13 protein-coding genes and 1 pseudogene are annotated in these 13,395 nt (G+C 72.0%); 8 read left to right on the top strand and 6 right to left on the bottom strand.

The genetic code is table 11. The features are described 5' to 3' along the window. From CQZ88_RS30720 to CQZ88_RS09010, 5 genes and pseudogenes are all read left to right on the top strand, one after another. Nucleotides 1–180 (top strand): annotated as a pseudogene (locus tag CQZ88_RS30720) (MFS transporter); the annotation flags it as partial. 10 nt (nucleotides 181–190) lie between these two features. Then, entirely contained in the window at nucleotides 191–988 is a 798-nt protein-coding gene (locus tag CQZ88_RS09025) for an enoyl-CoA hydratase/isomerase family protein (protein ID WP_006938708.1), read from the top strand. Nucleotides 989–1,054: 66 nt separating this feature from the next. Further along, complete coding sequence (locus tag CQZ88_RS09020) at nucleotides 1,055–2,110, top strand: class I adenylate-forming enzyme family protein (RefSeq protein WP_029542511.1); 1,056 nt, start codon at nucleotides 1,055–1,057, stop codon at nucleotides 2,108–2,110. A gap of 105 nt (nucleotides 2,111–2,215) precedes the next feature. Next, a complete protein-coding gene (locus CQZ88_RS09015) occupies nucleotides 2,216–2,977 on the top strand; it encodes a crotonase/enoyl-CoA hydratase family protein (RefSeq protein WP_029542513.1) in 762 nt (253 codons plus the stop codon). A gap of 55 nt (nucleotides 2,978–3,032) precedes the next feature. Then, on the top strand, nucleotides 3,033–3,956 hold the full coding sequence (locus CQZ88_RS09010) for an adenosine deaminase (protein ID WP_029542515.1): 924 nt from the start codon (nucleotides 3,033–3,035) through the stop codon (nucleotides 3,954–3,956). Between the two features lie 8 nt (nucleotides 3,957–3,964). Here the strand turns inward: CQZ88_RS09010 and CQZ88_RS09005 are convergent, their stop codons facing one another. Further along, the gene (locus tag CQZ88_RS09005) at nucleotides 3,965–5,290 is read right to left on the bottom strand and encodes a D-arabinono-1,4-lactone oxidase (protein WP_029542516.1); all 1,326 of its coding nucleotides are present in this window, start codon (nucleotides 5,288–5,290) and stop codon (nucleotides 3,965–3,967) included. A gap of 77 nt (nucleotides 5,291–5,367) precedes the next feature. Here CQZ88_RS09005 and CQZ88_RS09000 point away from each other — a divergent pair, with 77 nt between their 5' ends. Beyond that, on the top strand, nucleotides 5,368–6,012 hold the full coding sequence (locus CQZ88_RS09000; RefSeq protein ID WP_029542519.1) for a TetR/AcrR family transcriptional regulator: 645 nt from the start codon (nucleotides 5,368–5,370) through the stop codon (nucleotides 6,010–6,012). 72 nt (nucleotides 6,013–6,084) lie between these two features. Beyond that, nucleotides 6,085–7,260, top strand: coding sequence for an amino acid deaminase/aldolase (locus tag CQZ88_RS08995; RefSeq protein WP_029542520.1), 1,176 nt, complete (start codon nucleotides 6,085–6,087; stop codon nucleotides 7,258–7,260). A 1-nt stretch (nucleotide 7,261) separates the two neighbouring features. On the opposite strand, the gene CQZ88_RS08990 is transcribed toward CQZ88_RS08995, so the two are convergent. Further along, nucleotides 7,262–8,617: a DUF2252 domain-containing protein gene (locus CQZ88_RS08990; protein WP_102799625.1), complete on the bottom strand. Its 1,356-nt coding sequence runs from the start codon at nucleotides 8,615–8,617 to the stop codon at nucleotides 7,262–7,264. Nucleotides 8,618–8,649: 32 nt separating this feature from the next. On the opposite strand from CQZ88_RS08990, the gene CQZ88_RS08985 reads away from it, so the two are divergent. Next, a complete protein-coding gene (locus CQZ88_RS08985) occupies nucleotides 8,650–9,294 on the top strand; it encodes an alpha/beta hydrolase (RefSeq protein ID WP_065922815.1) in 645 nt (214 codons plus the stop codon). Nucleotides 9,295–9,358: 64 nt separating this feature from the next. Here the strand turns inward: CQZ88_RS08985 and CQZ88_RS08980 are convergent, their stop codons facing one another. The 4 genes from CQZ88_RS08980 to CQZ88_RS30715 form a co-directional block, all read right to left on the bottom strand. Then, nucleotides 9,359–11,161, bottom strand: a complete 1,803-nt coding sequence (locus CQZ88_RS08980) for a long-chain fatty acid--CoA ligase (protein ID WP_102799622.1) — start codon at nucleotides 11,159–11,161, stop codon at nucleotides 9,359–9,361. 160 nt (nucleotides 11,162–11,321) lie between these two features. Then, nucleotides 11,322–11,951, bottom strand: a complete 630-nt coding sequence (locus CQZ88_RS08975; RefSeq protein WP_006938688.1) for a phosphoribosyltransferase — start codon at nucleotides 11,949–11,951, stop codon at nucleotides 11,322–11,324. 83 nt (nucleotides 11,952–12,034) lie between these two features. Further along, on the bottom strand, nucleotides 12,035–12,466 hold the full coding sequence (locus CQZ88_RS08970; protein ID WP_006938685.1) for a hypothetical protein: 432 nt from the start codon (nucleotides 12,464–12,466) through the stop codon (nucleotides 12,035–12,037). Nucleotides 12,467–12,602: 136 nt separating this feature from the next. Continuing rightward, nucleotides 12,603–13,395, bottom strand: a 793-nt coding sequence (locus CQZ88_RS30715) for a TrpB-like pyridoxal phosphate-dependent enzyme (RefSeq protein WP_258008522.1), incomplete at its 5' end; no start/stop codon positions are given.

Genomic DNA, 13,395 nt, shown 5'->3' with positions numbered 1-13,395 from the left:
GGGACGACGGCCCTGCCCGAGCCGGTGCGCGCGCCGTTCGCCGCCGCCATGGCCGAGTCGACGCTGCTGCCTGCCGCGGTCCTGCTCGTCGGCTTCGCCGCGGCGCTGTTCTTCGCGCGGCCCGTGCGCACCGAGCCGGCGCCGAGACCACCCCTCGAGCAGCGCCGCACGCTCGCCTAGTGTGGCGCGCATGACGCAGACCACACATCCCACCCGCCTCGAGCGCCACACCACCGCGGCCGGTGCCGAGGTCGCCGTGCTCACCGTCGCGCACGGCACGCTGAACCTGTTCGACCGGGCCCTGTTCGACGCCGTGATCGCCGACATCACCGCGCTCGTGGCCGCGCCGCCGCGCGCGGTACTGATCCGCGCGGAAGGCAAGGTCGTCTCCGGCGGGGTGGACGTCCACCTGTTCGACGGCCTCGACGCCGGGCAGGGCGCGCAGCTGTGGCAGGACCTGTTCGCGCAGATCATCCACCCGCTCGAGGCCCTGCCGTGCCCCGTGGTGTTCGCCGCGCACGGGCTCACCCTCACCGCGGCGTTCGAGATCTCCCTCGCCTGCGACATCGTCCTCGCGGCGCCGGGCGCGAAGTTCGGGTTGGTGGAAACCGTCGTCGGTCTGACCCCGTCGATGGGCGGGCCGCAGCGGCTGGCCGAGCGTGCCGGCTCCGGCCGCGCTCGCGAACTGGTGATGACCGGCGACCTCTACGACGCCGAGACGCTGCGGTCGTGGGGCGTGGTCAACGCGGTCCACGAGGACGTGGACTCCGCCGCACGCGCCTTGGCGGACCGGCTCGCCGACGGCCCCACCCGCGCCCACGACGCCACCAAGCAGATCATCGGCGCGTGGCGGTCCGGTGGCGTCGCGCACGCCGACTCGGAGACCCCGGACGTCTCCGGCGCGCTGTTCGGCACCGACGACCTGAAGGGTGCCGTGCGCAGCTTCCTCACCGTCGGCCCGGGGAAGGCGTCGTACACCGGAAGGTGAGCCGATCCCGCCCCCAGTTGTGACCCGCGCCATATAGTGCAGGCACACGACGAGGCGGAGGTGACGATGTCGGTGGCGGTGGTCCGAGTTTCGTGCGCAGCGGGGTGGTTCCGTGACGAGCGTGTCAGTCGCCGACTGGACGGTGTCCTGCGGTACGAGGACCTCGAGCCGTGCCTGGCCGAGCTGCTCGACCGCAGCGCGCTGCGGCACTCCGCCCGCGTCGCCGCCGTCGACCGGGCCGGCAACGCCCTCACCTACGGGCAGATGTGGTCGTCGGCGGCACGGGTGGCGGGTGGACTGCTCGATCAGGGCGTGGGCCCGGCCGACCGGGTGGTCGTCCACTATCCGAACGGGTTCCGCTGGCTGTACGCGTTTCTCGGGGTGGTCCTCGCCGGTGGGGTGCCGGTGCTGCCGGATCCGACGTGCAGCGATCCGGAACTCGAGTGGATCGCCGACGACAGCGGCGCCGTCCTGACCCTCGACGGCGAGCTGCCCGACGGGGTGGCGTTCCTGGACGAGGGCGCCGCGCCGGACGAGCTCGCGGTGCTGTACTACGTGCGCAAACGCGGCGGGGGACTGCACGGGGTGGAGCTGACCAACGAGAACATCCTCTCCACGATCGAGGCCGTGGTGCACGCGATGGACCTGACCGCGGAGGGGGCGCGCACGGTGCTCACCGCACCGCTGTCCACGGCGGCGGGCAGCGCCGTGCAGCTGTTGCCCACCCTGGCGGCCGGCGGCACCGTCGTCGCCGCCGGGGCCCGGGGGGTGCGGGTGCCGTGGCGGCACCTGCGCGCGTCGTTCCCCGCGGCGAGGTGCGTACGCGGCTGGGGGGTGGCCGAAACCGGCGGCATCGGGCTGCTGCTGCCCACCGACCAGCGGGCCGCGCACCCGCGCAGCGTCGGAGTTCCGTTCGGCGGCATGGAGGTCGCGCTCCTCGGCCCGGCCGCCGATCAAGGCGTCGGCGAACTGCTGTGCCGCGGTCCCAGCGTCGCGCGCCGCTACTGGAACGACCCGGAATCGACCGCCGAGACCTTCGACGACGGCTGGTTCCACACCGGCGACCAGGTGCACATCGACGGGGACGGCTTCGTCACGCCCGTCGCCGTCCGGGTGTCGTGACACGGCGGTACGGCCGGTCCGCCGCCGCCGGGTTCGGTTGCGGTATAAGCGAATGGACCGCGGTACGCGCGGTCGGCAACCGAATCCTGTGAAAGGTGTGCGCGCATGTCCGACGAGGTCCTGCTCGAGCGTCGCGGTCGAATCCTGGTGATCACCATCAACCGGCCCGAGGCCCGCAATGCCGTCAACGCGGCCGTCAGCCACGCCCTCGCCGCCGCCGTCGACGAACTCGACGCCGATCCCGACCTGTCCGTGGGCGTGCTCACCGGTGCGGGTGGCAACTTCTGTGCCGGCATGGATCTCAAGGCGTTCGTCGCCGGGGAGAACATCGCGGTGCCGGGCAAGGGCCTCGGCTTCACCGAGGCGCCGCCGCGCAAACCGATCATCGCCGCCGTCGAGGGCTTCGCGCTGGCCGGCGGCACCGAACTCGTCCTCGCCACGGATCTCGTGGTCGCCGCCGCGGACGCCAGGTTCGGCATCCCGGAGGTCAAGCGCGGACTCGTCGCCGCGGGCGGCGGCCTGCTGCGCCTGCCCACCCGGATCCCGTATCAGAAGGCGATGGAACTGGCCCTCACCGGCGACGCGTTCACCGCCGAGGAGGCCCACGGCTACGGCTTCGTCAACGTTCTCACCGAGCCGGGCGGTGCGCTGGAGGGTGCCCTGGCCCTCGCCGAACGGATCACGGCCAACGGCCCGCTCGCCGTGGCGGCCACCAAGGAGGTCATCGCCAAGGCCGCCGACTGGCCGGCGGACGAGGCCTTCGACAGGCAACGCGAGATCGTCGGCCCGGTGTTCGTGTCCGAGGACGCCCGCGAGGGCGCGACGGCGTTCGCGGAGAAGCGTTCCCCGGTCTGGAAGGGCCGCTGACGACCCGCGTCCCTTCCGCGCGGCCGCGGAAGGGACGCGTCGACGAAGGAGGATCGTGCTCGCCGAACTGCACGTCCACATCGAGGGCACTCTCGAACCGGAGCTGATCTTCGCTCTGGCCGAGCGCAACCGGGTCGCGCTCCCGTACGCCGACCTCGCGGAACTGCGCAGCCGGTACGAGTTCACCGATCTGCAGTCCTTCCTCGACCTGTACTACGCGAACATGCAGGTGCTGCGGACGGCCGAGGACTTCGCCGATCTCGCGCGGGCGTACCTGCGCCGGGCGGCGCAGGCCGGCGTGACGCGGGCCGAGTTCTTCTTCGACCCGCAGGCGCACACGAGCCGCGGCGTGCCGCTGACGGAGGTGGTCGAGGGCCTCGCGGACGCCGTCGCGGCGGGCCGGCGAGAGTTCGGCGTCGATGCGGCGATGATCGCCTCCGTCGTGCGGGACCGGCCCGTGCACGAGGCCGAGGAGGTGTTCGGGGAGCTGCTGCGCCTGTCGGCTCCGATCATCGGGCTGGGTCTGGACTCTGCGGAGGTGGGCTATCCGCCGTCGCTGTTCGAGGACGTGTTCGCCCGCGCCCGCGCCGAGGGCCTGCACACGGTCGCCCATGCGGGAGAGGAGGGCCCGCCCGAATACGTGTGGCAGGCACTGGATCTGCTCGGGGCCGAACGCATCGACCACGGCATCCGATCCCTCGAGGACCCCCTCCTCGTCACGCGCCTCGTGGACGAGCAGATTCCGCTCACGGTCTGTCCGCTGTCCAACGTCCGTTTGCGCGTGGTGGATTCGCTCGAGCGGCATCCGCTGCCGCGCATGCTCGAGGCGGGTCTGCTGGTGACCGTCAACTCCGACGATCCGGCGTACTTCGGCGGGTACGTCGACGACACGTTCGCGGCGCTGCGCGATCGGCTCGGGCTCACGTCCGATCAGCGGGAGACGTTGGCGCGCAATTCGATCGCGGCGTCCTTCGGCTAGCCCGCGGCCTACGGGCCGAGCACGCGGTCCAGGTACGGGTTGGCGAAGGTGCGCTGCGGGTCGACGCGGTCGCGGACGGCGAGGAAGTCGTCGAAGCGCGGATACGTCGTGCGCAGGTCGGCCGCGCTGCGGCCGTGCATCTTGCCCCAGTGCGGCCGTCCGTCCACGGCGCGGGCGATCGCCTCGACCGCATCGAAGTACGCCCGGTGCTCGCGCCGGTGGTACTGGTGCACGGCGAGGTACGCGCTGTCGCGGCCGTGTGCCGTCGACAGCCACACGTCGTCGGCGGCGGCGAAGCGTACCTCGACGGGAAAAGCGACACGGAAGTCGTTGCGGGAGAGCCACGCATCGATCTCGGTGAGCACGTCGGTCACCGAGCCGACGGGTACGGCGTACTCCATCTCCCGGAACCGGACCCGGCGCGGGGAGGCGAAGACGCGATAGCTGCGGTCGACGAATTCCCGCGGCGACAGCGTCCGGGCGGCGAACTCGTTGAGCCGCGGGATGGTCGCGGGGGCGCGGGTCGCGACGCGCTGGACGACCTCGAACATGCCGTTGGCGAGCACCTCGTCGTCGACGAAGCCCCGTACCCGGCCCACCGGGGCGCCGGGCGCGTCGGCGGGCAGCCGGGTGTTGCGCTTGGTGAGCACCCGGTCGGTGTGCGGGAACCAGTAGAACTCGAAGTGGTCGACGGCGAGCCGGTCGCGCTCGAGCACGGCGAGGGTGTCGTGCAGCGTGCCGGGCGCTTCCGCGGCGTGCAGCGCGAAGGCGGGCACGCACTCGAGTGTGATCGTGGCGAGGATGCCGACGGCGCCGAGGCCGAGCCGGGCGGCCTCGTAGAGTTCCGGGTGGTCGTCGGGGGAGCAGTGCACGACGGAACCGTCGGCGAGCACCACGGTGGCGGCGCGGGCGACGGTGGCGAGGCCCCCGAATCGCGCGCCGGTGCCGTGGGTGCCGGTGGACATCGCGCCGGCGAGCGACTGCACGTCGATGTCCCCGAGGTTGGGCACGGCCAGACCCTGGTCCCACAGGAGCCGGTTGAGATCCCGCAGCCGGGTGCCGGCCCGCACGGTGACGAGCGCACCGGCGGAGGTGGGCCGGACGTCCTCGATGCCGGTGAAGCGGTCGAGGGAGACGAGCACGCCGTCGGTGACGGCGGCGCCGCTGAACGAGTGTCCCGCCCCGACCGCCTTGACGCGCAGGCCCCGCTCGGATGCGCGTGCGACGACGGCGGCGATCTCGTCCAGGGATTCCGGAGTCTCGTACGCGCGCGGCGTCGCGGATTCGGTGCGCGCCCAGTTGCGCCAGGTGGCTGCGGGACGGTCGGTGGCCATGGGGCAATCATCGACTTGGACGACCGTCCAGGTCAATAGGGGCCGACGGATCCGGACCGGGTTCTACGATCGGAGGCATGCTGAACCGGTTGCCGGCGGACCAACGTCGAGCCCAACTCGTCGAATCCGCCCTCGCGCTGGCCGAGGGCGGCGGTCTCGGGGCCGTCACAGTGCGTGCCGTCGCCGAGCACGCCGGCGTATCGCTCGGGGTGGTGCACTACTGCTTCGAGAGCAAGGAAGCCCTCGTCGCCGCGATGGGGGAGACGCTGGTGCTCCAGCTCAGCCAGGCGTTGCGCACCGCCTTCACCCTCCCGCAGAACGGGCCGGACCCGCAGGGCCCGCGCGGGCTGCGGCAGCTGCTCTACGCCGGGATCACTGCGATGTGGCCGACGATCGAGGCGACGGCCGACCGTCAGCTGCTCACCTACGAGATCACCACCTATTCGCTGCGCCACCGCGCCGCCGGCGAGCCGCTCGGCGGCAACATCGCCACCGAGCAGTACCGCATCATGGACGTCGAGGCCCAGGCATTTCTCGAGGAGTGCGCCGCCCGCACCGGCACCGAGTGGGTCGAGCCGGTCTCGACCGTCGCGCGCCTGGCGCTGGCCATGCTCGACGGCCTGGTCCTGCGGTGGCTTGTGGATCGTGACAGCGACGCCATCGTCACCGAACTCGACGACATCGCCGCGATCGTCGCCGGCCGGGCCGTGGAAACGACCTGAACCTGGACACAGGTCCAAGTCGGTGCTTGACTGGCCGCGACGACCCGACCTGCCGTGGATTGGACCCCCGCCGTGACCCACCCCCTCGACCGGCTCCACGACGCGACGGCCGACCTGGACCCGCCGCTCGCGGCCGTCGACCTTCCCACACTCCGACGCAACGCCGCCGACCTCGTCCGTCGCGCCGGGGGCACGCCCGTGCGGGTGGCGAGCAAGTCCGTCCGGTGCCGCGCGGTCCTCGAGGAGGTGCTCGGCACCGGCCTCACCGCCGACGGCGGTTTCCGCGGGATCATGGCGTACTCGCTGCGCGAAGCGCTCTGGCTGGTCGAGCGCGGCGCCCGCGACGTGCTCCTGGGATACCCGACCGTCGACCGTGCCGCGCTCGCCGAACTCGCCGGCCGGCCGCACGCCCTCGACGCCGTCACCCTCATGGTCGACTCCGCCGCCCAGCTCGGCATCGTCCGCGACGCCCTCGGCACCGCCCGTGTGCGACCCCGCGTGTGCCTCGACGTGGATGCGTCGCTGCGGCTCGGGCCGGTGCACCTCGGCGTGCGGCGCTCGCCGCTGCGCACGCCCGACGAGGTGGGGCAGCTCGCCCGCTGCGCCACGACCGCCGGCTTCGCCGTCGTCGGAGTGATGTTCTACGAGGCGCAGATCGCCGGTCTGCCCGACACGTCGCTCGCGGTCCGCCTGATCAAGCGCCGGTCGGCCGCCGAGCTGGCCACCCGTCGCAGCGCCGTCGTCGGGGCCGTCCGCGCCGTCGTCGGCGACCTCGAGATCGTCAACAGCGGCGGCACGGGTTCGCTCGAGATCAGTTCCGCGGACCCGGTCGTCACCGAGGTCACCGCCGGCTCCGGCCTCTACGTGCCCACGTTGTTCGACCGATACCGGGCCTTCACACCGCGGCCCGCGCTGTACTTCGCGCTGCCCACGGTGCGCAGGCCCAGTCCCACCATCGCCACGCTCTTCGGTGGCGGTTACATCGCCTCCGGCCCGACGGGTCCGTCCCGGGTACCGCGGCCGGTGCGGCCCGCCGGACTGCGGCTGCTGCGCGCCGAGGGTGCCGGCGAGGTGCAGACCCCGGTCACCGGCCGCGCCGCCGCAGACCTGCCCGTCGGCGGCCGCGTGTGGCTGCGGCATGCCAAGGCGGGGGAGCTGTGCGAGCGGTTCGCGCACCTGCATCTCGTCGACGCCGGCGGCACCCGCACCACCGTCCCCACCTATCGCGGCGAGGGACACTGCTGGTGAGCTACGCCGGTGCCGCGCTGGTGCACAACGCCTTCCAGTCCTGCTCCGTGCGATCGGCGTAGGCGGCGGACCACCGCGCCACCGCCTCGTCGAACACCGTCCCGCGGCCGAGATACCCGGCGACGAACGCGCCGTCCGGGCTCTGGCTGTGGGCGCGGGCGAGCAGCGCTCCGCACAGCCGGCCGTACTGCTCCGATTGTGCGGGCCTGAGCCGTTCCCACTGTACCGATCCCTTCATGTCCCGGAACTGACGGACATAGAAGTCCCGGCGCACGCCGTCGGCACCGGGGACGCCGGTGATCCAGCCGAGAAGCGGATCCGAGTGGGCCTGCAGGATCCGCTGTGCCCCCACGACGCGGGCGCCCTGGCCGTGCGCGATGAGGTCGGCCTCGACCCGGTGCGGGGTCTCCCGGATCCCGCCGTGCGTCTCCAACACCGACCGCCCGGCCTCCTTGACCTGGAGAAACAGCGGCTCGTCGGCCGGGCCGAGCAGCAGGACGAGGAAGCACCGGGTGCCCACGCTGCCCACCCCCACGATCCGCATCGCGAAATCCACGACGCGGTACTGGGAAAGCAGCAGCTGGGCATCCGCCCGCACCGTCGCACGGTAGGACGTGACGATCCGCTCGATGGCGTCGAGTGACCCGATGTCGAGGTGGCGGACGATCGGGGGCTGGTCGACGATGCGCGGAACGCCGTCGGCCGTGGTGACCGTCAGTTTCCTCAGGACCTGTTCCGACGTGCGGCTGCGAGCCTTCTGCACGACGGCTCGTATCGCCTCCGGATTCCGCGACGCCTGCTCGATCTCTTCCGCGTCGACCTGGAAGTAGAACCGCTCGGTGGCCGTCAGGCCGGACAGGAACCGGATGGTCTCGCGGTACGAGCACACCGTCGCGAGGGTCGCGTCCCGGCACTGCTGCTCGGTGCAGCCGGTGTGACGGCCGGCCAGCCATACCGAGGCGGCCAGCCGCTTGACGTCCCATTCCCACGGCGCCGGATACGCCTCGTCGAAGTCGTTGAGATCGAACAGGACCTGTCGCTCCGGCGAGGCGTACAGGCCGAAGTTCGCCAGATGGGCGTCGCCCGAGGCCACCACGTGCGGTCCCGTCACGGCCTCGGTGGACAGGTCCGCCGCCATCGCGGCGGCGCTGCCGCGGTAGTAGGCGAACGGGGACTCCGTCATCCGCTCGTACCGGATCGGCACCAGTTCCGGCAGCCGGGTGCGGTTCTGCTGCTCGAAGATCGCCACGGCGTCGCGGTCGGGGCAACGGAATTCGCCGTGCCCACCGCGGGGCACGCGGCTGCGGGCGGCACGCCCCTCGGCTCGACTGCGCTCGGCGGCGGTAGTCGGTGTCATCCCGCGATTGTGCACCGGCGCACAATGACCGCATGCCCTTTTTCGACGGCAGCACCGGCCGTATCCACTACCGACACTGGCCCGTCGACGGCGCGGCGGCCGCCGTCGTCTTCGCCCACGGGATGCGTCAGCACACCGGCCACTACCACCGCTTCGCGGCGGGCCTGGCGACGCACGGCATCGCGTTGTGGGGCATCGATCTCGCCGGGCACGGTCTGTCCGAGGGCAGCCCCGGCGAACCGGGCGTCCTCGACGACCTGGCTGGGGACCTGCTGCGCGTCGCGGAGGTGGCGGACCGTGCCGAGCCGGGGATGCCGCTGGTGGTGATGGGGCATTCGCTCGGCGCGGCGACCGCCCTCACGCTGCTGCGCACCGACGCCGGCCGCTTCCGTGGCGCCGTGCTGTGCGGGACGCCGCGCTCGGCGGCCGTGCCCGCGACGGCCGAGATCCTCGCGGGGGCACGCATCCCGCTGCTCGCGGTGCACGGCGCCGACGACCGGCTGGCCCCGATCGACCCCGTGCGGGCCTGGGCCCGGACGATCCCGGCCCTGGACCTGCGCGAGTACCCCGACGCGGGCCACGACCTGCTGCACGAACCGGTGCACCGCACGGTGACGCGCGACGTCGCCGAGTTCGTCCGGACCGTGACCGAAGTGCCGGCCCCCCAACAACAGTGAGCGAATGTATCCCTCACTCGATCAGAGGAGATGAAGGATACATTCGCTCACCATGGGCGTGGCCCTACGAGTAGATGGCCTCGATCGCCGTGCCGTGCGCCTCGTGGATGACGTTGCGCTTGAGCTTGAGCGTCGGGGTCAGCTCGCCGGTCTCGATGGTGAAGTCCACTTCGAGGATCCGGTACTTCTTGATCTGCTCGGGGTTGGAGACCTTCCTGTTGCCCTCGGCCACCGCGGCGTCGATCTCCGCGATCAGGTCGGGGTTCTTCAACAGCTCGGACACCGGGGCGTCGGCCGGAATGCTGTGGCGCTCCTTCCAGCCGGGCAGGGCCTCGGGGTCGAGGGTGATCAGCGCGCCGATGAACGGCTTCGCGTCGCCGACGACGATGACCTGGCTGATCAGCGGATGCGCCCGCAGAGCGTCCTCGAGCACGGCCGGGGCGACGTTCTTGCCGCCGGCGGTGACGATGAGCTCCTTCTTGCGGCCGGTGATGTGGACGAATCCGTCCTCGTCGATATTGCCGATGTCACCGGTGTGGAACCAGCCGTCGACGATCGCTTCGGCGGTGGCCTTCTCGTTCTTCCAGTAGCCGCCGAACACCGCGGGGCCCTTGAGCAGCAGCTCGCCGTCCTCGGCGATCCGTGCGGCGTGCCCGTTGACCGGCCGGCCGACGCTGCCCACCCGCTGGTGCTCGGGGGTGTTGATGGTGACGCCACCGGTGGTCTCGGTCAGGCCGTAGCCCTCGAAGATCGGGATGCCGACGCCGCGGAAGAAGTGGCCCAGGCGTGCGCCGAGGGCTGCGCCGCCGGAAACCGCCTGCTCGCACTCGCCACCGAGGGCCGCGCGCAACTTGCTGTACACCAGCTTGTCGAACACCGCGTGCTTGATCTTCAGGCCCAGACCGGGCCGGCCCTTGTCCAGCGCCTCGCTGTACGCGATGGCGGTATCGGAGGCCTTCTCGAAGATCCGGCCCTTGCCGCCGTCGTACGCCTTCTGCTTGGCCGAGTTGTAGACCTTCTCGAACACGCGCGGCACCGACAGGATGAAGTTCGGCTTGAACTCGCCGAGCTGGTCGAGCAGCGTGGTCAGATCGGACGTGTGCGCGACGGTGACGCCGTGCTCGAACGCGCCGAACGAGATTTCGCGGGCGAACACGTGCGCGAGCGGCAGGAACAGCAGGGTCCGCTTGCCGCTCACCATGGAGTTCGGCAGGGCGAGCTTGACGGCCGCCGCCTCGGCCCACAGGTTGCTGTGGGTCAGCTGCACACCCTTGGGGCGGCCGGTGGTGCCCGAGGTGTAGATCAGGGTGGCGGGGGACTCGGCACGCACCTGGTGGCGCCGCTCCTCGAGCTGCTCGTCGGTGATCACGGCGCCGCGCGCGATCAGTTCGTCGACGGCGCCCTTCGCTCCTGCTGCGCCCTCGATCTGCAGGACCTCGCGCAGGGCCGGCGCGGCCTCGGCCACGGCGGCGACCGTCCGCGCGTGGTTGTCGTTCTCCACGACCAGCAGCGAGGTCCCCGAGTCCTCGAGGATCCACTGGGCCTGGTCGGCCGAGGAGGTCTCGTAGATCGCGACGGTGCAGCCCCCGGCGGCCCAGATCGCGTAGTCGATGAGGACCCATTCGTAGCGGGTGCTCGACAGGATCGCGACCCGGTCGCCGAGTTCGATCCCGGAGGCCATCAGGCCCTTGGCCACCCCGCGGACCTGTGCGGCGAACTCGGCGACGGTGACGCTGACCCACCGGCCGTCGACCCTGCGCTCGAACGGCACCCAGGTCGGCGACTCCTTCTCGTGCCGGAAGACGGCGTCCGCCATCGATGCGTCCTCGGGAATCGAGAACGACTGTGGCACGGCAAACTCTCTCACGGTGACCCCTCCATCAATTTTTCACTGGTGGATGTGCATTGCATCACACGAGGACGGAAAACGCAGCAACGGGGGTGCCCGATTTGTAGCCTTTTCGCTCTGACCTGTGAAGATACCTGTTAATGATGGACACGGACAACCGTTGTGCGCGGGTGCGTGCTCAGGCGGGCTCGAGCAGCCGGGCGGCCTCGTCGTCGGAGAGCTGATGGAAGTCGTCGTATGCGGCGCCGACGCTGCCCAGGTCCGCGGGCGTGAACGGGCACACCACCTCGTCGGCCACCGCGCCCACGCGACGCGCCGCCTCCGGGGACGCCACGGGCACCGCCAGCACCACCCGTTCGGCACCGGACTCCCGAGCGGCCAGGCAGGCGACGGCTGCGGTCGCGCCGGTGGCCATGCCGTCGTCGACGAGGACCACCGTGCGTCCCGACAGCGACGTGCGCTCCTTGCCGCCGCGCAGCAGCCGGGCGCGACGGTCGAGTTCGGTGCGTTCACGGGCCTCGATCCGTGCGATCGAGTCCTCGGCCACCCGGCCGATCCGGATGACGTCCTCGTTGAGCACGCGGAAGCCGCCCTCGGCGATGGCGCCCATCGCGAGTTCCGGCTGCCACGGCACCCCGAGCTTGCGGACGACGAGCACGTCGAGCGGGGCGTCGAGGGCGCGAGCCACCTCGCGGGCGACGGGGATGCCGCCGCGTGGGAGGGCGAGGACCACGGGGTTCGCGTCGCGCAGGTGGGCGACCGAGCGGGCCAGCCGCCGCCCGGCCTCCGGACGGCCGGAATAACGCATAGGTCGAGTATGCGCCCGGCGGCGGGCGGCCCGGGCGGGTTTGCGTCCGGATCCGGGCCCGCTCAGGCGACGGTGTGCAGGGCTCAGGCGACGGTGTGCAGGGCTCGGGCGGGCCGCAGGGCGTCGAGGAGCGGCTGCCAGGTGGAGGCGTCGCCGCCGCGCCGCTGCCACTCGCCGGCGAGGGTGGTGTCGTCCGTACCGGCGAGGTCGTCGATGGTGTCGACGCCGTGCCGGTACAGGACCTCGGCGGCCAGTTCGACGGTGTCGGCGGCGATGGGGGCCTCGTCGGGGCTGTAGCGGCGACGGTAGTGGCCGACCTTGCCGGCCCACTGGGCGCTGCCGCCGGTCTCCTCGAAGGTGCGCAGGAGCGCGCGGATCCCGTCGCGGCCGGCGTCCGCGCCCTGGGCGGCCCGGTAGGCCCGGTAGCGATCGGTGACGATCCCGGGATCTACGCCTCGGGTGCGGTGCACTGCGTCGAGCAGGCGCAGGGCCAGGTTGTCGGCTGCGTCGGGCATCGGGGCCTCCCGGTGGTGACATGGCGCGGTGGAGCGGTTCCACAGGTGTATCGCTGATGACCGGGCGTGTGTTGCATCACAGAGTTCCTCGGCGTGTCTTCCTCCCCGTCACAGGGGAGGAAGACACGCTCCGGCGCTATCCGAGCTCGCCGTGCAGGTATGCGGCGTAGGCCGGCAGGTCGAGCTGCCCGTGCCCGGACAGTCCGATCACGATCACCTCGGGCCCGGTCACGGTCCGCGCGTACTCGGCGGCCGCCGCGAGGGCGTGGGCCGACTCGGGGGCGGGCACGATGCCCTCGCTGCGGGCGAACTCGACGGCCGCCGCGAAGGCGTCGGTCTGCGCGACGGCCGTGCCCTGCACGTATCCCAGTTCGACGGTGTGGCTGAGCAGCGGCGCCATGCCGTGGTAGCGCAGCCCGCCGGCGTGGATGGGGTCGGGGATGAAGTCCTGACCGAGGGTGTGCATCTTGAGCAGCGGGGTGAGGCCGACGATGTCGCCGTGGTCGTAGCGGTACTCGCCCTGCGTGATGGACGGGCACGCGGCCGGCTCGGCGGCCACCACCCGCGTCGTGGCGCGACCGTGCAGCACCTCGCGCAGGAACGGGAACGACAGGCCGGCCAGGTTGGAGCCGCCACCGGCGCAGCCGAACACGACGTCGGCCTGCTCCTCTCCGGCGGCGCGCAGCTGGGCGACGGCTTCGAGACCGATCACGGTCTGGTGCAGCACGACGTGGTTGAGCACACTGCCGAGCGCGTACCGGGCGGCGGGGTCGCCGGCGGCGACCTCCACGGCCTCGGACACGGCGATCCCCAGCGAGCCGGGGGTGTCCGGCTGTTCGGCGCGCACCTTGCGGCCGGACGCGGTGAGTTCCGACGGGCTCGAGTGCACGGTGCCGCCGTACACCTCGATGAGGTGCCGGCGGTACGGC

The organism is Rhodococcus sp. ENV425, from assembly GCF_002887785.1.
Classification (GTDB): Bacteria; Actinomycetota; Actinomycetes; order Mycobacteriales; family Mycobacteriaceae; genus Rhodococcus; species Rhodococcus aetherivorans.
This window is presented reverse-complemented; position numbering and strand designations above follow the sequence as displayed.